Source organism: Calothrix sp. NIES-3974, from assembly GCF_002368395.1.
Taxonomy (GTDB): domain Bacteria; phylum Cyanobacteriota; class Cyanobacteriia; order Cyanobacteriales; family Nostocaceae; genus NIES-3974.
This window is the reverse complement of the sequence record NZ_AP018254.1, coordinates 1374318-1395718: the sequence shown is the minus strand read 5'-3', so window position 1 is coordinate 1395718 and position 21401 is coordinate 1374318. Positions and strand designations below refer to the sequence as shown.

14 protein-coding genes are annotated in these 21401 nt (G+C 41.7%); 12 read left to right on the top strand and 2 right to left on the bottom strand.

Annotated features, from left to right (window positions below; genetic code table 11):
• Nucleotides 1-77 precede the first annotated feature (77 nt).
• Complete coding sequence (locus CDC37_RS05385; protein ID WP_096620828.1) at nt 78-866, bottom strand: SAM hydrolase/SAM-dependent halogenase family protein; 789 nt, start codon at nt 864-866, stop codon at nt 78-80.
• 137 nt (nt 867-1003) lie between these two features.
• Between CDC37_RS05385 and pirA the strand changes: the two genes are divergently transcribed.
• From pirA to phnE, 4 genes are all read left to right on the top strand, one after another.
• The gene (gene pirA, locus CDC37_RS24030; protein ID WP_157780660.1) at nt 1004-1162 is read left to right on the top strand and encodes an arginine synthesis PII-interacting regulator PirA; all 159 of its coding nucleotides are present in this window, start codon (nt 1004-1006) and stop codon (nt 1160-1162) included.
• 381 nt (nt 1163-1543) lie between these two features.
• Complete coding sequence (locus tag CDC37_RS05380) at nt 1544-2467, top strand: phosphate/phosphite/phosphonate ABC transporter substrate-binding protein (protein WP_096620827.1); 924 nt, start codon at nt 1544-1546, stop codon at nt 2465-2467.
• 172 nt (nt 2468-2639) lie between these two features.
• Complete coding sequence (locus CDC37_RS05375; RefSeq protein WP_231943228.1) at nt 2640-3413, top strand: phosphonate ABC transporter ATP-binding protein; 774 nt, start codon at nt 2640-2642, stop codon at nt 3411-3413.
• A 509-nt stretch (nt 3414-3922) separates the two neighbouring features.
• Nucleotides 3923-4726, top strand: a complete 804-nt coding sequence (phnE, locus tag CDC37_RS05370; RefSeq protein WP_096620826.1) for a phosphonate ABC transporter, permease protein PhnE — start codon at nt 3923-3925, stop codon at nt 4724-4726.
• Between the two features lie 196 nt (nt 4727-4922).
• Here the strand turns inward: phnE and CDC37_RS05365 are convergent, their stop codons facing one another.
• On the bottom strand, nt 4923-5363 hold the full coding sequence (locus CDC37_RS05365) for a hypothetical protein (protein ID WP_096620825.1): 441 nt from the start codon (nt 5361-5363) through the stop codon (nt 4923-4925).
• 542 nt (nt 5364-5905) lie between these two features.
• Here CDC37_RS05365 and CDC37_RS05360 point away from each other — a divergent pair.
• The 8 genes from CDC37_RS05360 (at nt 5906) to CDC37_RS05325 (ending at nt 21365) form a co-directional block, all read left to right on the top strand.
• Nucleotides 5906-7273 carry a folate/biopterin family MFS transporter gene (locus CDC37_RS05360; protein WP_096620824.1) on the top strand — a complete coding sequence of 456 codons (1368 nt, stop codon included), beginning with the start codon at nt 5906-5908 and terminating at the stop codon, nt 7271-7273.
• A 91-nt stretch (nt 7274-7364) separates the two neighbouring features.
• Entirely contained in the window at nt 7365-8840 is a 1476-nt protein-coding gene (locus CDC37_RS05355) for a carotenoid oxygenase family protein (RefSeq protein ID WP_096620823.1), read from the top strand.
• Between the two features lie 844 nt (nt 8841-9684).
• Nucleotides 9685-10182 (top strand): FHA domain-containing protein, encoded by a 498-nt coding sequence (locus CDC37_RS05350; protein ID WP_096620822.1) that lies wholly within the window; start codon nt 9685-9687, stop codon nt 10180-10182.
• Between the two features lie 31 nt (nt 10183-10213).
• A complete protein-coding gene (locus CDC37_RS05345; RefSeq protein ID WP_096620821.1) occupies nt 10214-12265 on the top strand; it encodes an FHA domain-containing protein in 2052 nt (683 codons plus the stop codon).
• A gap of 84 nt (nt 12266-12349) precedes the next feature.
• A complete protein-coding gene (locus tag CDC37_RS05340; protein ID WP_096620820.1) occupies nt 12350-12799 on the top strand; it encodes a hypothetical protein in 450 nt (149 codons plus the stop codon).
• Between the two features lie 505 nt (nt 12800-13304).
• Nucleotides 13305-14249, top strand: coding sequence for a DUF928 domain-containing protein (locus CDC37_RS05335; protein WP_096620819.1), 945 nt, complete (start codon nt 13305-13307; stop codon nt 14247-14249).
• Nucleotides 14250-14294: 45 nt separating this feature from the next.
• Nucleotides 14295-19406, top strand: coding sequence for a two-partner secretion domain-containing protein (locus tag CDC37_RS05330; RefSeq protein ID WP_096620818.1), 5112 nt, complete (start codon nt 14295-14297; stop codon nt 19404-19406).
• Nucleotides 19407-19523: 117 nt separating this feature from the next.
• Complete coding sequence (locus CDC37_RS05325) at nt 19524-21365, top strand: ShlB/FhaC/HecB family hemolysin secretion/activation protein (RefSeq protein WP_096620817.1); 1842 nt, start codon at nt 19524-19526, stop codon at nt 21363-21365.
• Nucleotides 21366-21401 lie beyond the last annotated feature (36 nt).

Genomic DNA, 21401 nt, shown 5'->3' with positions numbered 1-21401 from the left:
GGAAAATTTCAGTCAGGTTGTAGGTAAATATCCTGACCGAAAAAAAATAAGCTGTTAAGCACTTAAAAGTCAAAATATCAATAAATTTTTACTTCTACCGTATCTGCAAAATTTAGACCCAATAGCTGGTGTGCATTCCCACCATTAACGGCTATTTCCACCCAACCATCACTACCAATAAGGGCGATCGCATTTCCTGCTGCCACATCACTGTAGGTTTTGCCACTCGGTATGACTTTACCATTAATGCGTACTGACCAGGTTTCCAGGTTTACTATATCATCGGGAATATTACTGATGCAATTACCAAATCTATCTATATACTGAATACAGCCAATCACCCCATCTGTGGTCAACCTTGGTAAAGATATATCTAAACTGACTAAACTATTTACATCAATTTCATTACCTAAATCTAGCAGTGACACCCCACTTGCTATGTGGGCGGCAACTGTAGCAAAAATATCCCGTCCGTGAAAGGTTCTACTCGGTATCTCTGTTCGCCAATACCGCCGATTTGTCAACTCCACCACCCGTAATACCTGGTTGCGTTCCACTACACCACTGACAATCCCATTGTCCGGTGCAACTAAAAACCCCTGTTCCAGTTCCAAAGCTATTGCCCGTCGCTGACTACCCACACCAGGGTCTACCACCACTAAATGCACCGTCCCCTGGGGAAAATAGGGAAAGGCATTCATTAACCCAAACCGACCAGCCATAATATCCTGGGGTGGAACTTGATGGGTCAAATCCACCACCCGAATCGCTGAGTTTACCTGGGCGATCGCTCCCTTCATCACTCCTACATAAATGTCGCGATCGCCAAAGTCGGTCAGCAATGTTAACAACCTAGGCTCAGGCATTTACATTAATTTCCTATAGGCCCAAAACTTAAATATATAATAAATTGTATTTTTTCTGTAACAATCGTTACTATTTATTTGCTATGTTAAGGATTGAAGATATATTAGTGATGATCCCAGGTTAAGAAGTCTCGTCTATGAATATCAACAGAAATAAAGCAGAAGCAGCGAGAAATGCTCGCGAAGTCCACCGTCAAAATCTCAAAAAAATCCTGGAACACAGATTAGAAGTAGCTAGAAGCCAAGGTAATGAGCAACTAATTCGTCAACTAGAAGCTGAAATGAAAGATTTGTAATAATTCGTAATTTGTAATTTGTCATTACGGATTACGAATTATTTGGGAGTCCTCTCAAGTAGAACAGTATTAGCTGGCGATCGCCTGCGGGATAAAAGCAAATTGATCAGGTGCTTTTTCTTATCTCCTCAGTGCGATCGCCTTTTTGTGTCAGGGTTTACGTCCAGCGAAAGAAAACTCCCGATTAATCTCATTCACCTCCAACAGAGACAGGTGCAAATTCCCACCTTTTTGCGCTCGAAATTATTTATTGAAATTATTTGCAACGTAAGTTATTGACTTTAGATATGAAGTGTACGAATATTTACATAGTAATTTTTGCAAAAAGTTTGCAATTTTGCTGGATAAAATCATAAGCATAATTTTGGAGGTATATTGCTAATGATTATTAGCAAAAAAGCGGTCAGCGCCATCATACTCACCACCCTCACAGGTTTAACTGCTGCTGGATTGGGAGCGCAACAACTGTTAGCTCAGGGAAAACGGACAATTAATATTGTCTTTCCTAGTCGTTCTGACACCACCGATTTACAAACGAAAGCTGATGCGGTTGCTGCATTCCTATCTAAAGAAACAGGAATGAATATCACTGCTCAAATCGGTGATGACACAGCTGCGGTGGAAGCATTGAGAGCAAATCGAGCTGACGTGGCTTTTTTGAGCAGTCGTCCCGCTTTGAAAGCAGAAAAATTCGCAAATGCAAGATTATTTCTGGCTGAAGTGCGGGAAAATTATTCCGGTGGGTTTACCTACAACTCCGTTTTTGTTGTTCCTCGGAATAGTCCCTTGCGTACTGGACAATCGCAAGGGACTTTGCAGCAACTCAAAGGGAGAAGAATGTCCTTTACTTCTCCCACATCGGGTAGTGGTTTTATTTTTCCGGTGAGTGAACTGGTGAAATTTAGACTAGTCCCCAATAAAGACCGTTTAGACGGGTTCTTCGGACAAGTTACCTACGGTGGAAACTACAGCAAAGCATTACAAGCTGTTTTGCGGGGACAAGCAGATGTTGCTGCTGTGTCTGAATATGCTTTGTTCCCACCCTACATTACTGAACAAGAGCGATCGCAATTACGGGTGCTGTATAAGATTCCCGGTGTTCCCGCTCATGGTGTAGCTTTTGATGATGATTTAAGTCCTCAGGATCGAGAAAGGTTGATTACAGCAATGTTGAAGTTAAATGAGCCAGCAAATAATTCCCTGCTACGTAACTTGTACAACTCCACCAGATTAGTACGTGTTCAACATTCCAGACATCTAGCTCCTGTTCGTACAGCTTTGCAACGTATTGGTATTGAACCGTAGGTGCTACATGGGCTATTTTTTAGTAATCTTTAACAAATAGCCCTAGATCAAGTTGTATACAAACAAAATCACTTAGTAGTAAAAATTTGTATTAAGCTTCATTCTTGGAGCGTAACTATTGATTTGGGTGTATCTATAACCAATAGAAACAAATAGGATTTATTCTAAGCAAGTGAACATTCCATCCTTCCAGTATCCCCAAAATCCCACGAAAGAAACCGTAATCGAGTGTTTAGGTTTAGAGAGCGTCTATTCTCAAAACCTACAGCGTCCGATTCTGAATGGAATCGATTGTCGGGTTCAACGGGGGGAATTTGTCGCTTTGTTAGGATTAAACGGAGCTGGAAAATCTAGCCTACTGCGATCGCTAATCGGATTAATGCCAATTACGCGGGGTAAGATTGTCATCAATGGTACTCCCTTAAGTTCCCACACCCTATCCCCTATCCGTCGTCAAGTGGGAATGTTGTTTCAAGGAGGAGGTTTAATACCGCAACTATCAGTAATTGATAATGTTTTGTGTGGTAAATTAGGAAACCTCAAACCCCAGCACACCCTATTTGGATTTCCGAAGCAAGACCGTCGTCAAGGAATAGAATTACTAGAGCGGTTAGGGTTGCGTGAACATGTGTATCAAAAAGTTTATCAACTTAGTGGTGGACAACAGCAACGGGTGGCGATCGCGCGAGCATTAATTCAATCACCGTCTATATTGCTTGCAGATGAACCGACAACCGGATTGGATGTGGTTGCATCGCAGCAGGTAATGGAAACCTTAGCAACCCTGAATTATGACAAGGGAATCACCATAGTTGCGGTTTTACACGATTTGGGAATTGCCAGACAATATGCCCATCGGGCTATTATTCTAGATGCAGGAAAGGTTGTTTATGATGGGGAGTGCGACCAGTTGCAGGACAAGTTTATGCAAATGGTTACAAATTGAGTTTTTTGCTTGCAATTTTGGTTAAAGCAAATTTGAGAAATACAGTATTTAAAATTTTTTTGGAGGTACTTTGTTGAAATTTTCCAGGCTGACTCAAAACCACTTTTACCGAACAATTTCAAAAGCATTCATTCATACATTCATAATTGATATTTCAGTAAGTCGGTGTCAAAAAATCAAGATATCTCCAAAGCTAGTGGAACGCAGTAAAATAAAGCAATTTCAAGACTGTGAATGCTGTTTACAATCCACTACATAATGAGGTTTATTGGTTCTGACTTATTTACTTTTGATACTGATTCCAAAAATATTGGCAACACATCCAGGATACCAAATGCGATATATTACAATACCAGACGCAATATATTACAATACCAGACGCAATATATTGCGTCTCTACAGGTAGGCAAAATTTATCGGTTGCATTATTTTTTAATTTGTATTAATTTTCAATTCTAACTACCAGTTAAAAACCATTCTATTTCCCTTATTTTTCTCCATCCACTGCAATGAAAAATATCCAGTTATTTTGGTTTAAATTTTCCCATTATTACCCTTGGGTACGTTGGTTGCTTGTGCTCGCAGGTGTAGTTGCAGTATATACTTGGGCATTAAGTGGTTTGCAAGTTGATTTTGCTCTGCTAAAAGATAGTTATCCCTATATTGTTGATTTTATCTCTCGTCTTTTTCCCCCCAACCTGGAAGTTGTTGATATTGCCATTAAAGCCTTAATTGAAACCGTACAAATGTCGTTATGGGGGACAACCATCGGTGCAATTATCTCTTTGCCGATTGCGATCGCTAGTTCTCGGAATATAGCCCCCCAATGGTTACGTTGGCTAGCCAACTTTCTCCAAAATATTGTCCGCTCAGTTCCTTCCATTGTTCTGGGTTTATTATTTGTTGCTGCTACGGGTTTAGGCGCACCTGCTGGCATGTTAGCATTAAGTATATATACCATCGGCTACCTAGCCAAATTTTACCAAGAAGCAATAGAAGCGGTGAATCCGCGATCGCTGGAATCGTTACGGGTTATTGGAGCATCTCCCATCCAAATCGCTCAGTACGGAATTTTGCCCCAGATTTTGCCGTTGGGTTTGGGATATACTTTATGGATGTTTGAATATAATATCCGTGCAGCTTCAGTTTTAGGTGTGGTTGGAGCTGGGGGAATTGGATTTCAACTCAAAAGTTATATTGACGGGTTTGAATATACAAAAGCAACCACCATGATGCTGGTGTTACTTGTGGTGGTAACGGTGATTGACGTAATTAGTAGTCACCTCCGTCACAAATTGGAGTCCATGTCTTAGCTCTACTTGAGCCAATTACCCTGCATCAGTAAGCAATATCTCACAAAACTGCAAATAGGGAGCGTACTTGTATCCGTACTTATCGTTTTTGGAAGTGGGTAGAGACAGGACATATCACGTCTCTACGAAAATCAGGAGTAGCCATCCATGTAAACCAAAACCAACGAAAAGTAGTTTTCCCCCACTCCCTACTTTACTAATACAACCGTCGTCGCACAATTAACCCATCTAAACCCTGTTTAATCCAACTAACACATTCAAACTCAGTATCAAACAACTTGGGAGCAGCAATATTATTCAAAGATTCCGGGGGGTAATGCTGATAAAAATATTTACCATCTTCCTGGGAAATCACCACCAGATGATTATGGTAGGTGTATCTGTATTTAAACCCATCATCAGCAGAGACAAAATCAGCAAACTGATCAAGATGCTCTTTGGCGATCGCAATTATATTTTCGATACTACTACCATAAATTCCTGCGGGATTTTCGGTTTTATGCAACGAACTGTTACAGCCGATTTCCGCTAACAACTTATAGGAGTAAATCTCGTGTCCGTCAACTTGGTTAAAAATAAAGGGAATGATGAGAAAACCTTTGTAGGCAACTGAACTTTCGTAGATAAGCCGACTCATTCTTACCTCCTTGAATTGCACCGTGAATGATCTCACCCAAATGCAGATTTAACTCCTGGATTTCCCCCTCTTGTGGTTAGGGCTGAGTAACGGACTGGCCTTTTTCCCAATACTCAGTACTTCTAGGCATTTCTGGAAAACGCAGGAATTACATCACAACTTGTAGTGAAGTGACAATAAATTTTGTCTTTTGTCAAAAATTTGGATTCGATTCCCAATCAGTTCGCCAATCAAAAAATACAGACAACCATTTGGCAAGGAAAAATGAGTACTTAACCCTTTTTCTCACAAACCCCAAAACATCCAGGGAGTAGTGATTAGAAACAGGCTTATAACTTACTCGCTCAAAGTCCGGATTAAGAACCTTCCCTGTCCAGTTGAAACTATATTTAGGTATTGATTTTGAACTGATAGACTAGTCTAATTCTCAACTTACCATATCCGGGTGATGAGGGAATGAGGGGTGTAGGGGCTTACCCACCATAAACTTGTTAAAAACTAGATATGATAGAAAAGTAATAAATCTTAAGAAATATTCATCGATGCTGGTTTCCTCCTCTAGTTTGTCCAAGGTCAAAGAATCAGTCAAAGCAAAAATCCTCTTCGGCAATGAACCCAGCGCCGAATTAATGGCGATTCTGACTGTCTACTTTGTCCAAGGTATCTTGGGGTTGGCGCGTTTAGCCGTCAGCTTCTTCCTCAAAGATGAACTGCTGCTAAGTCCAGCACAGGTTTCAGCACTTTTGGGGGTTGTCGCTTTACCTTGGATTGTCAAACCCTTATTTGGTTTTATTTCCGACGGTTTACCCATATTTGGTTATCGTCGTCGTCCCTACTTAATTTTATCTGGGTTGCTAGGAACAGTATCCTGGATTTGTTTAGCAACAATTGTTCACAATTCCCTAGCAGCGACAATTGCGATCGCCCTGGGTTCCCTTTCGGTAGCAGTCAGCGATGTGATTGTGGACTCCCTGGTAGTAGAAAGAGCTAGAGGGGAATCCCAAGCCGATGCGGGTTCACTCCAATCCTTGTGCTGGGGAACTTCTGCCTTGGGAGGATTGATCACCGCATACTTTAGTGGTTTATTGCTGGAGCATTTCACCACTCGCACCGTATTTTTGATTACTGCCACCTTTCCCCTCCTAGTTTCAGGGGTAGCTTGGTTAATCGCGGAATCACCCATCAGCAAAGAGAATCAGGATAATCCTGTCAACCCAGAATCCATCGATATTAAGCATCAATTAAAACAACTGCGTCAAGCCATCACCCAAAAATCGATCTGGCTACCCACCGCCTTCGTATTCATTTGGCAAGCCACACCCACCGCAGACTCAGCATTTTTCTTTTTTACCACCAACGAACTGCACTTTGAACCGGAATTTCTAGGGAGAGTACGTTTAATCACCAGTATCGCCTCCCTCATCGGCATCTGGATATTTCAACGTTTCCTCAAAAGCGTTCCTTTCCGCGTCATTTTTGGTTGGAGTACAATACTTTCAGCCATATTGGGTATGACCATGCTCCTACTAGTCACCCATACAAACCGAGCATTAGGGATTGACGACCACTGGTTTAGCATCGGTGACAGCTTAGTTTTAACAGTGATGGGGCAAATCGCCTATATGCCTGTACTAGTATTAGCAGCTCGGCTATGTCCTCCCGGAATCGAAGCCACATTTTTTGCCCTACTAATGTCCGTATCCAACCTTGCGGGGTTAATTTCCTACGAACTAGGAGCAGGTTTAATGCATCTAATGGGAATCACAGAAAATAACTTTACCAACCTCGCACTACTAGTAATCATCACCAACCTCACCACCCTACTACCCCTACCCTTTTTAAACTGGTTACCACCAGTTCAACCCGAACAAATCACCGGAAAAATCAATTCTGCGATCAGCGAAGCGTAACGCTCACAACCAGCCACAGAAATCAGGGAATAGCAAAATATCTTTTCAGCGCAACACCACCAAAACCAAACTAAGCATCAAAAATTCAAACATGCGTACATCCGAAAAAACATCTATCAACCACAAAACCTACACCCTCAAAAATTGGCAAGGTGGATATCAATCATTAAAACAAGAATACGACTATTGGGTTGAAGACATCGAAGGAACAATTCCACCAGAACTAACAGGAACACTATTTAGAAATGGTCCCGGTCTACTAGATATTAACGGACAAAGAATCCATCACCCCTTTGACGGAGATGGAATGATTAGCAAAATCACCTTTACCGATGGTCGTGTCCATTTTCGCAACCGCTTCGTCCACACAGAAGGATATCTAGCCGAACAAAAAGCCGGCAAAATTCTCTATCGCGGTGTATTTGGTACACAAAAACCCGGTGGTTGGTTAGCAAATATGTTTGATTTTCAACTCAAAAATATTGCCAATACCAACGTCATTTACTGGGGAGGCAAACTGCTCGCACTCTGGGAAGCAGCCGAACCCCACCAACTCGATCCCCATACCCTAGCAACTTTAGGTAAAGAATATTTTCAGGGAGTACTATCAACTGGTGAAGCATTTGCAGCTCACCCCCATATTGACCCAGCTTGTGTATTTGATCAAGGAAAACCCTGTTTAGTCAATTTTGCCATCAAACCAGGATTAGCCACAACCATCACAATATTTGAAGTGGATACAACAGGCAAAATTATCAGAAAACATGCCCATAGTGTACCCGGTTTTTGTTTTATTCACGATTTTGCCATTACCGAGAATTACTGTATATTTTTCCAGAATCCCGTACTATTTAACCCTCTCCCCTTTGTATTGGGAATACGCGGTGCAGGTGAATGTGTGAAATTTCAGCCTCACCAACCAACTAAGGCAATTGTGATTTCTCGTCATCCCCAAAAGCAACCAATTCAAACCTTAGAAATCCCATCCGGTTTTGTTTTCCACCATGCTAATGCATACGAGGATAATGGAGAAATTATTGTTGATTCCATCTGTTATGCCAATCTACCGGAAGTAAAACCAAATAGTGATTTTTTACAAACCGATTTTGACACATTACCACCGGGACAACTTTGGCGTTTCCATCTAAATTTAGCAACTAAAACTGTCAAACGGCAATTAATCGAATCCCGTTGTTGCGAGTTTCCCTGTTTGCACCCTGACAAAGTAGGACGTAATTATCGCTATGTTTACATGGGTGCAGCAGCTCAAAATCAAGGGAATGCACCCCTACAAGCAATTGTGAAAATTGATTTAACAACTGGTGAAAAATTACTTTGGAGTGCAGCACCCCAAGGATTTACCGGAGAACCCATATTTGTTCCCCGTCCCAGTGGAGAGGAAGAGGATGATGGTTGGATACTGGGATTAGTCTATGATTCGGAACACCATCGTTCAGATGTGGTAATTTTAAACGCCAAAGATTTCACATTACAAGCGAAATTACACCTCCGTCACCATATTCCCTACGGTTTACATGGTAATTTTGTCAAAGAGACGTTTATTTGATTTTAGATCTTAGATTTTAGATTTTGCATTACTCTACTAGTACCACGCGGCGTAAATACGCCTACCTTTTTCCTCGTACCCATGCTCCGCATAGATGCGGAATCTACGAAGCTCCTACCTCGTGAATGAATGAAGGCAGTAGCCCTCGCTGACTGAGTGACCACGCAGAGCATAGTCACTAGATAAAAGTTGTGACTAACTTAATACTCGGTTTATTTCCGCCAACCTGTACTAGTATCAGATAAACACTGGGGAATAGACTTCTATACTTTGCACGGCAATAAACCAAGTTTTTACTTCAGCAGAAAGAGTAATCAAAGAGGGAAACATATTACCGTGTGAAGTATATGTAGTATTCCACCACATTCATTTTGAAGAGTGAAGAAAGGCACGTAGTTGCGCGAAGAGTACCTTGATCGCCATGACAAATCTTCTTTGCGTAAGTCCTGTGTATCTTTATTCTTTATTTTTTAAGGAGTTAATAAATACATTTAGATACATTGGCAGTTCCAAAAATAAATTATTAAAAATATATTTAGATTTACATGTAAAAAATAAATAAAACCCAATCTATTTTGAGAATCATAATGATTAGTAGAAATCGGGAGATTGCTGCTCTGGAGCTAAAGTAAGCCTTCTGCTTCAGGAAACGCATATTGGTACAGAATTAACGACAACAGAAATATAAAAATACGGAAAAATCCGTAATTATACTCCAGAATAATTGCGTAAAATTACCATTTTTTTGTGTAAACGACAACTAGATTCCGATAACATTAACATGGTTAAATTCTGGGGGGAATACCTCCGAATTTTTTTTATCGAGTCATAAATAGGCAAATAAATGTACAAATTTACTCTCGAATGGTTTGAGGAGGGACGTAAGTTTTCACGAACTTTTTCTGCGGGAGACCAAACAAAACAAAAGGATCAATTTTTGCTAGGTCGAGATGAAAGTCAATGTGATATCGTCTTCAAAGACAGTGCGAAAACAGTTTCTCGTTTACACGCTGCCATTGTTTATGACCCGCAGAAACAACAATTGCTATTAAAAAACCTCACCTCTAACCGACCCAATCCAAACCCAGTGATTGTCAATGGAAAAGCGATCGCCCTCGAATCAGTTCCCCTATCCTCCGGAAACGTCATTAAGTTAGGTCGCATCAGTATTACCCTCACCAATCTGGAATGGACTCAAACCCAGCAAGTGTATGGGGTGAGATGTCGTAATGGACACCTAGTACCCTACGACTACATCGGGGACTTTTGTCCCCATTGTGGTGTGTCCCTGCAAGGTGAGGGAACCGTAATTATCCCTAATCCCAACCAGCTAAACCAGTAAAACATTATATTTGTCGCCAAATTACATAACTATGGACATCAGATTGACTTGGCAAGATTCGGTAAGTCAAGAGGAACAGCAACAGGATTATGCTCTACCCTTGGCTATTGGTCGAGACATAGGACGGATACCCGACACCTACAACGACCAATCACTGACTAAAGTTGTGTTTCCCCATAAGCAAGTCTCTGGTCATCATGCGTTGATTTACCTAGATGATCAGCAAGTTGTTCTGGAAGATATCAGCACCAACGGAACAAAAATCAACGGAGAACTGTATAAACAAACTAGTCACGTTCTCAATAATGGGGATGTGTTACAAATTGGTCCGTTTACAATCACCGTCACCCTGTTCACATCACCCGCAGGTACGGAGGTGATTATTGACGATGGAACTCAGGTAATCATCAAACCAACAGGTAAAGCAGACGAAAGCGATGACACCGCAGTTCACTTTTCCCCTGGTGTTTCCGACTCTTCTGCAGGAGACTCCACCATTTACTTCCACCCCGAAAACGATGAACCATCAGCACAACCCTTCACTCCTGAACCCCTAATGACTCCTTTTCCTCCACCAGAGTTTATGAAAGCGCAACTGGTGGATGTGCAATCCCTGTATGCAACCGGGAACCGAGTCGAAGAAAAGGATTATTTGGCTTTAGGTGGTGGGATGGGAAGCTTCGTCTGGGTGGACTACCTACGCATTTATGGAGTCAAAGCCGATCATATCGCCGTTCTCGGTTTAGAACAAAAACCCTACGGTCGCTACCAACGTCTCTGTCAAAATTCCCAAATTCCTCCCTACGAGAGATTGCGCTCCGGTTCCGATTCCTGTCCAGATAATATTTGGGGTTGGCCTGGTTATGCATGGCGGGAAGCTTGGCGAGAAATTGGTTCCGGTCAAATTATTTCTGCTGGTAAACACCTATGGCAAGTATTTGCGGAACCTGTATTTGCTGATACCTATACTCCTAAATCCGGCAAAGTATTTGAGTCTGTAGACAGGGAAGCAGCACGGATTGGTTGGTCATCCATGCTTCGATATGGAAGAATTCGCGCCATCCGTAAAACCAACGATGGTCGCTATGCTGTAGCCTATTCCATCCCTGGAGAAACCCAACGTACCCACGGGTTCATGGTGGGACGTTATGTACAAATTGCGACAGGTTATCCTGCGATTCGATTTTTACCCGACCTGCAAAAATATCGCCAAGAAACTGGAGATTATAAATCTGTAGTTAATGCCTACGAAAAACACGACCATGTTTACGAGCAACTGGAACAACGGGGTGGAACCGTAATTTTGCGGGGTCGAGGAATTGTTGCTTCGCGAATTCTCCAGAGACTATGGGAAGCTAGACGCAAAAACCCCAAAATCATGGTTATTCACCTGACACGTAAACCGGTTTTGGAAGGTTACAAATATGGTCCAGCTAGACGTAAAGTTGAAAACCACTGGGAATTCCAACCCTATAATTGGCCTAAAGGAACCTGGGGTGGAGACATGCGAGCAAAACTCGAAGCTTCTTCCCCCCAGCAACGCTACGAATTACTGAAGCAATGGGGAGGAACCACCACCGCAGACCGTTCTGATTGGCGCAGAATTGTTCAGGAAGGTTTAGATCAGGGGTGGTACAAAGTTGAATTTGGTCAAGTTGAAAAGGTAGAACGGACTCCTGAAGGAAAACCCGAATCATGGTTGAAAACAGACAGAGGAGTCCTCAAGGTGGAAGCGGATTTCATCATTGACTCCACAGGTTTGGAAGCAAAACCCAAGGATAACCCCCTGTTTGCTGACCTAATTGACCACTATGGAATAGCCCTTTCTCCCTATGGTGGATTAAACGTCGCCAATGACTTTGAAATCCGGGAAATGCGCAATCAAAAGGGGAGGATTTATGCTAGCGGTATTTTGACCTTGGGTGGACCCTATGCTGCAATTGATACTTTTTTGGGTTTACAGTATGCAGCACAAAGAACAGCCGATGCTTTAGTTGCGGCAAGAGCACCGGGAATTCGTTATTTAGATGGTTTTGGTTCACTGTGGCAATGGATTAAATGGGCTGCTAATAGGGAACCTTGAATATAGGAGTAGAGATGTAACACGTTACGTCTCTACATGTTATGTCTGGTTTACATAATTTTTGGAATAATTACTCAATTCACCATGACACCAACATTAATTGGACGCTGGCAATCACGAATATTTCTGTTAGCAACGATAGGCGTTGTAGTTAGTTTACCCTTTGCTTTAATTGATGGAATTAAGAATTTTCATGTCGTTTATTTTTGGGTATTGCTATACGTTGGCTTATTTGGATTAGCTTGGGATATTCTCTATACCTACCTGCAAAAATTCCTGTGGGACCATGATTGGCCGGGTGCAATTCAGTTAATTGCTGCAATTTTTGAAGCTGTATTTTTAGCACTGATGATTCACTATGTGGGTTTACCTCATATTCCTAGAAATAACTTTAATTGGGTTAACTACGTGATTCATTATAGTGTGGTTTGGGTATTTGTTTATGCAGCTTCTTGGATAGTAATGCGGCTTCTTTTCCCCCGCGCTCGTTACCGTGGTGGTGCGTGGATTGGTAAATGGCCAAAGGTTAGTTAGGTATTGCTAGGGTAATGATATGTCTCTACCCTCAGATTGATAGCCCGAATTATCCAGATGATTTTATCAATGGGTGCATCCTTGATTAAGAGAAATTTGATACTTGAACTCAGCCATAATGCATCCTAGATAAAATCCAATTTACTGTTTTTATTAGTTGATTTTTTCAATATTTTTGAAATTATCAGTTGGATTTTATCTGATTAATTGGGCACATCCCAGTTTTGATTACTCGGTAACAGAATAATATTATTGTTGGAAGTATAACCTCCAGCAATCGATGGACTCATTCTGAGTGATGGATTTTGTGATTGCTACTCTTTGAGAATGCTCCGCGTACGCTGCACTCGCTGCGGACAAAATATGTTTTTACATATTTGGGATGCCCCCAATTAATTTTAGGTAAATCTAAATTTGCAATTGGGTAAACGAAATATCCGTTTTCTATCTAATTATTTGATGATTAATTCCGTGCTGTTTTCTAACTTCAAAAATAGGTAATATCATGACCAAACATCGTTGGTGGCTATTAATTCTTTGGTTATCTGTATTATTGGTATTCGCATCAGTAATTCTCCGCCAAGCTTCAGCAGAAAAACCTGCTGTGTACTTGACACAAACCTCTGGATATGACCAGTATATGGCCCAGGGTTATGCTGCAACTAGTCGTCGAGATTATCGTCGAGCAAGAGGCTTTTTTCTGCAAGCATTACAGGTAAGACCCGGTGATGTGTATGCAACTGCTGCGATTAGAAATATGGATGCTTATCTGAGTCAGAAGCGTCCCCTCAACATAGTTGCTGTAGGTACAGTTAGAGGAACAAAAGCAGGAGCAAGACGGGGTGAAAGCTGTCTGGAGAAGGATAAACGGATGATTCCTCTGGTTCCGACACCAAAAGGGAGTGGAGGTTCTGGTAGCGAAACTGGTGGTGGGGGAGAAGCACCAAAAACCACAGAAGCTCGTCCCAGTTTCTTTTTCTATATACCCGTGGAAGGAGATAAAAAACCTCGCTGGTTCCAATTAACCATTAAAGACAGTCAAGGTAGCGGTAAAAATGTGGTGAAACAGGTATATAAACCAGTTAGCAAGTCCGGTGTGTATCAAGTTGATTATCCTTCCGGTGGATTGGAAGTAGGGAAAGAATATACCTGGACATTTTCTGCTGTATGCGATCGCAATGATTTTAGTAAAAGTATTGACATTGAGGGTCAAATCCAACGTACCCAGCTTAACCCCGGTTTGCAAGACTTATTACGGAATACCCAAGGATTAGAAAAAGTCACCTGGTACGCAAGTTCCGGTTACCTCCAAGAAGCACTGCGGGAATTATCTCAACTTCCTCGCAATAACGAAACAACCTCAGCATGGAGAGAATTACTACAATCAGCAAATATCACTGATACGGCAGCAATTAATGCCTTCCCACCCGTGAAATTGCAACCCCGGTAATTTTCCACCCATCCATTCCCTAGCTAATAAACTCAGGAAATAAAAATGACTCAAGAGTTACAGTCAAAATTTTGGAAAATCAAACTATTCGCAGCCCTAGTAGTTGCTGGAACTATTGTCACTACTTTTATTCAAGCTGCATCCGCCCAAATTACCCCCGATAACACCCTCGGCAACGAAAGTTCTAGGGTATTACCTGATACTACCGTGCGGGGTGCTGCGGGAACCTTGATTGATGGGGGTGCGACTAGGGGGGTTAACCTATTCCACAGCTTTTCCCAGTTCAATGTTGGTAATGGGGAACGGGTATATTTTGCTAACCCGACGGGTATTAACAATATATTGACCCGTGTCACCGGAAATAGCGCTTCCAATATTTTCGGAACCTTGGGAGTGGATGGAAATGCGAATTTATTTTTGCTAAACCCTAACGGTATAGTTTTTGGTCAAAATGCTCAGTTAGATGTTTCCGGTTCCTTTTTTGCTACAACCGCTAATAGTTTTGTGTGGGAAAACGGGTTGCAGTACAGTGCGGTTAATCCGGAAGCACCACCCCTGTTGACGGTGAATTTAACACCGGGTTTGCAGTTTGGCGTGAATTCGGGAGATATTACTAGTAATGCCAATTTGGCTGTGGGTGGGAATTTGACCTTGGCTGGTGGGAATCTGAATTTACAAGGACAGTTTGCTAGTCAAGGTCTAGACTTGGAAGCACGAGATACAGCAAATCTTGGCACAATACTTGCACCGGGTATTTCCGTAAATGTCACAGCCGGAAATAAAATTACTACCACCGGACAAATAAACACCAGTATTAATCGTGGTAGAGGTGGAGATATTCAGCTAACAAGTGGAATTGGTGGGATTGATACCCGTGGTGGTGATATTACTGCTGGTTCCGATAATGGTGATGGTGGGAATATTACCCTCAGTGCAACGGGAGATATCCTGACTGCGGGTGTGAGGTCTTTTGTGAGTCCTGGAGGGATAGGTAATGGTGGAAATATTAGCATCACCAGTACTAATGGCAAGATTGATACAACTCTAGGAAATATTAATTCCTCAACGGCTTTAGGATTAGCAGGTAATATTTCTTTAAATGCTAATGGTGATATCACCACAGGGAATGTCGGTTCTTTTGTTAGTGCTGGAGGGATAGGTAATGGTGGAAATATTACTATCACCAGCACTAATGGCGATATCAATACCACTGGATTTGTTAATTCTTCTGCATTTGGAGCATTTCTTGATTTAGGTACTGGAAATCAGTTAGTTGGTGGAATTGCTGGGGATATTAGTTTAAATGCAAAGGGTGATATTACAACCAGAGATGTCGGTTCTTTTGTTAGTGCTGGAGGGATAGGTAATGGTGGAAATATTACTATCACCAGCACTAATGGCGATATCAATACCACTGGATTTGTTAATTCTTCTGCATTTGGAGCATTTCTTGATTTAGGTACTGGAAATCAGTTAGTTGGTGGAATTGCTGGGGATATTAGTTTAAATGCAAAGGGTGATATTACAACCAGAGATGTTGGTTCTTATATTAGCGCTGGAGGGATAGGTAAAGCTGGACACATCAGTATTATTAGTCAAGATGGAGAGATTAATACTACCGGAGGAAATATTGCATCCAGTAGTGAAGGAGGACTTTCTGGAGATATTTACTTAGAGGCTAAAAATAAGATTTCAACTAGAAACTTGCGTTCTTTTAGCAACCTTGGAAATGGCGGAAATATTACTATTCTCAGTAAAAATGGGGAAATAAATACAACCGCAGGTTCTATCAATTCAGCTGGAGGCTGGTTAGAAGGTTCTAATAATCCAAATAATTTTGGTCAGAGTGGCAATATTAGTTTGAAGGCTTTTGGTGATATTTTCACTGGTGAAATTAAATCTGCTGGAAATTTGGGTAGTGCGGGTTATATTAATATTGTGACCGAAAATGGCAATATTAACCTTCGTGGGGATTTACGCTCCGAAATTATTAATGGCAATGGAATCGCTGGAAATATAACTCTTCGAGCTAGGGGTGATATTAGTAATGATGTTGTCAAAGATGCTGAAGGTAGAATAATTAGTAGCACACCAGTAAAAATAGAAGCTTCCAGCAATAACGATATCAATAACAATTATAGTATTATCGATATTCAATCTTTCCAAGGTTCGGTTATTTTAGATAGGGTTAAGGTCAGCACAACTAATGCAGGCTCTGGTTTGGCTGGTGACATATTCATTGATGCAGATAAAAATATCGAGATTACAAATAGTAATCGTAGTAATGGTGCTGATATCAGAGGTATTGAAAGTCAAGGGAAGCTGGGAAATATCTTTATTGGCAAGTATAGTGAGGTTGATCGCTTAGTAATTGATAATAGCTTACTCGCTAATACAACTTCCGGTTCAAGTAATGGTGGCAATATTGATATTAAAACTGCTTCTGTATCCCTAAATAATTCTGCCCTATTTGCAGCAACCCTTGGATCGGGAAAAGCTGGGATGGTAAAAGTTGCAGCTGATAACTCCATCTCTCTAGACCACAGTTATGTATCTACCGGGGTAGTACCAAAGGAATTTAGAGGTACGGGTAGTACTGGTTCGGGTAATGACATCACATTTGAAGCTAAGTCTATTTCTTTAAATAATCGCTCAGTATTAGAAGCTAACACTTACGGTGCAGGTAATGCGGGTGATATTAAGATTAATGCTGATTTAATTAAGTTAGATACTGTATCCTTATTACTAAATAACACCTATGGAGAAGGAAAGGCAGGGAACGTCGATATCAAAACTCAGAATCTGACAATTATTGGTGGTTCTGAGGTGCTATCCCAGACTTACGGGAAGGGAGATGCGGGTGATATTATGATTAACCCATTAAATGATAAGGCTTCTTCTTCTGTCACTATTTCCGGGGTGGCTCCTTTTCAGAAAGATGAGCAAGGTCATGAAATTATTCTAGATGAAAATAATAACCTTACAGGCGGTTTTTCGAGCGGTTTATTCGCTTCGACTGAAAATAATGTTCAAAATCCAACTCCTACAACTGGTGCTGGTGGAGATATAACCGTAAATACAGGTACTTTGAATATTCAGGATAGTGGTGCAATTAGTGTACGTTCCCGCAGTCGGGGTGATGCTGGGAAGGTTGATATTAATGTTGATACTTTGAACATTACGGGTGGTGGACAAATTTTGACCCCTACTTTTGGTAGTGGTAAAAGTGGTGAGATTAATATTACTGCTACTGGTGATATCAATATATCTGGAGTTGATACTGAGTACGGAAATCGATTTCAAAAGATTTATAGTGCGCTGTTTAATGCATTTCGTGAACAGGGTTTGACGGAAGAAGAAGCTTTACAACGAGCTTTTCAGCGTACTCAATTTACGGTTGATACTATAGGTAATAGTGCATCAAGTGGATTTGCTGCAAGTGGTTTAGTTTCTGCATCTTTTAGTAACGGAAGTGCTGGGAACATAGATATTAACGCTAGTTCAGTTAAACTCCAACAGAAGGCTGAAATTTTTAGCAGTACTTTTGGAACTGGTGATACAGGTAAGGTGACTATTACTACTAGTGGAACTAATGGAGGAACAGTCACACTTGATAATGCTAATATTTTCAGCACGATTGAGAATGGAGCAAATGTACCTGTAACAGATGAAAATAATGATAAAGTTGGTATTCAAATCAATACAGGTGAACTTAAACTGAAAAATGGCGCTCAATTGCAAACTTTGGTGCGGGGAAGCGAAAATAATCCAATAGCAATTCCAGCAAAAGGTAATGCTGGGAATATATTTATTATTGCTGATGAGGTGACACTTGAAGGAAAGAATGATTCTGGTTTTTCTAGTGCTATCTTCAGTAATTTGGGAACTGGTGCAGAAGGGAAAGCTGGAAATATCAGTATATTAGCAGACAAAGTGTCTCTGGCTGGTGGTACTCGAATTAGTTCTGATACTTCTGGAACTGGAGACGCAGGAACTATAGTTCTGCTAGCTAATGATAGTGTATCTCTAAATGGTAGTGGAACCACTATTTCTACTACCGCAGATTCATCAAATCTTCCCGGTAATGCAGGTGGTATCGGAATTATAGCCCCAATTGTAAAAATCGAAAATGGTGCTGAAATCAAAGTAGATAGTGAACGACCAGTACAATTTTCAAATAATACTAAACCTTTAATTCCTCAAAGTAGTAGTCCGACTCAACAAAATAGCGATACAGTTAATAGGTCGAATAACATGTCTCAGAGTAGTGGTAACTCACCTCAAGCTGGGATAGTTCTAGTCTTTGCGGATCGTCTCTTTCTCAATGATGGTAAGATTACTGCGACATCCCAAGCAATCGATGGTGGTAATATATTTCTCAATGTCCGAGAGTTGCTGCTCATGCGCAATAATAGCCTCATTTCTGCGCAAGCAAGAGGACAGGGGAATGGTGGGAATGTGTTTATCAATACACTTGAAGGCTATAGGGGATTTGTAATCGCTCTCAATGACGGTAGTAAACAACCTCCCTATACAGGTAATGATATTATTGCCAGTGCAGAAAATGGTGATGGGGGTAATGTCGTTATCAATACCCAAAGTTTGTTCGGCTTTGGTGTACGTAAAGCCAATTCCCCCAATCAAGTAATTCAAAGGCAAACAGTTGCAGATGAAAATGAAGAATACGAAAGATATTCAAGAGCTAGCAATCAAACCAATGACATAGATGTTAGCTCTAAGACAGGTCTCCAAGGTGAAGTTGTGATCAATACCCTAGTAGTTGACCCTAGTAGTGGTTTAATCTCCCTACCGGAAAACCCCACTGACCCGTCGAAGCAGATTGTTCCTGCTTGTGATGCTGGTGATGGCCAGTTTACTAATACTGGACGGGGTGGTTTACCTCCAAATCCAAATCAGCCTTTAGGTGGTGATAATGTGTGGGAGGATATGCGGGTTAATGTTAGTGGTGGTCAATCTCAGGTTGTGGTGACCGGGGATTATACGGAAAAGTCAGCGCGCAGGGTGGTATCAATTGTCCCGGCTACTAGTTGGGTAATGGATGGTAAGGGTCAGGTGATGTTAGTGAATCAAGCTGGTAATGATGCTGGTTTGAAGGGAATACCTGGGGTTTCTAGTTCCTGTCGTCCGGTTCGATAGGATTCGATTTGAGATTTTGGATTGGGTTTTTGGGTCAGAAGTCGGTTTTTTGTGTTTTGAGGGTAAAAACCCAACTTCTCTGTCAGCTAAATAATTTGATTATTCGTGGTTGGGAAAATGAGTATTTATCGCTACTGTCGTCAATTTGGTTTGCTTGCTTGTGGTTCGCTGTTTTTGAGTATCTCGGTTCCGAGGTCGCTGCTTGCGGAGACGGTAAATCCGATTCTGGTTGCTAATAGTTTTGAGGATATTAATCGAAGACCAGGGGAGTTGGAAACTTTACCTAGTCCCCAGTTTACTCCTCCGGAGTTACCTAGTCTTCCCGGTGCAAATCCTACGGTTCCGGATTCGCAAATTATACCAACTGATGTGGTGGGAAAGATTCGGGTGCGAGGTTTTCGGGTTGAGGGGGGTACGGTTTTTGGTGCTACCCAGTTGTGTGAGGTGATTCAGACTACTTTGGGGATGAAGTCCTGTGAAGTGGTTGAGGGTGAGTTGAGGTTGATGGATGCTGGTCAGGAGGGTTTGAGTTTTGCGGAGTTGCTGAAGGTTGCGGAGGGGATTACGAAGTTGTATGTGGATCGGGGTTATATTACTTCCGGTGCGTTTATCCCGGTGCAAACTTTTCCGGTAGAAAATGCTGTTGTCCGGGTGCAGATTTTGGAGGGTCGTTTGGATGGGGAGGATATTAAAGTTAAGGGTGCGGGACGATTGAATCCTAGCTATATTCGGGGTCGGATTCAAGTGGGAACGGGTCGGGTATTTAATGTGAATCGGTTGTTGGATACTTTGCAGTTATTGCGGTTAGACCCTTTGCTGGATAATATTGCTGGGGAATTATCGGCGGGAGTAAGTCCAGGTACAAGTGTATTGGATGTCCAGGTGACTCCTGGGAAGACGCGAAGTGTGGAGGTGAGTGTTGATAATAATCGTTCACCGAGTGTAGGGTCTTTACAGAGGAAAGTTCAGTTACAAGAGAATAATCTGTTGGGATTGGGTGATAGTTTGAATTTAAGTTATCGGAATACGGATGGTAGTAATGGTATTGATGTGAGCTATACTTTACCGGTGAATTCCCGTCATGGAACGGTGGAGATTAATTATGGTAATTCCTCTAGTCGGGTGATTCAAAAACCCTTTGATGTTTTGGATATTAAGGGTAAAGCACAGGAGTTGGGGATTACATTTCGTCAACCCTTAATTCGCACATCTAGTCAAGAATTTGCGGTGGGTGTGACTGCAAATCATCGGGACAGTGAAATTGTCTTTTTGGAAGGTTTTGTTGGTGAACCGGTTCCCTATCCTGCGCTGGGTGCTGATAGTGAAGGGAGAACTAGGGTATCTGCGGTGCGGTTGTTTCAGGATTGGACACAGCGTAGCACGGAAGAAGTGATTAGTGCGCGATCGCAATTCAGTTTTGGTGTGAATGCGTTTAATGCCACGATTAATAGCATACCTAATAGTACAGTACCTGATGGGGAATTTTTTGCTTGGCGTGGACAAGGACAGTATGTGCGACGTATCGGAAAGGATGCTTTGCTGTTGGTTCGGGGTGATGTCCAGTTAGCGGATCGACCCCTACTTGCGTCTGAACAGGTGGGTGTGGGTGGACAAGGGACGGTACGGGGTTATCGTCAAGATTTATTTTTCGTTGATAATGCTGTGATTGGTTCTGTGGAATTGCGTTATCCGGTGTTAAAAGTAGCAAAAATTAAAGGTGTGTTGCAAGTTGCTCCCTTTTTTGATTTTGGTGCAATCTGGAATTATTCGATTCCGGAAAGGGATGAGTTAAAGGTTCCGAATATTTCTTCTGTGGGACTAGGTTTATTATGGCAGCAACAGAATCTTTCTGCACGCTTTGATTGGGGTATTCCTCTAACTTCTGTACCGGGGGAGAATAAGAATAATTGGCAGGAAAATGGGTTGCATTTTTCGGTTATGTATCGACAACCTTTTTAGCCATTATACATGCAAATATAAACGACCTGCACAGAC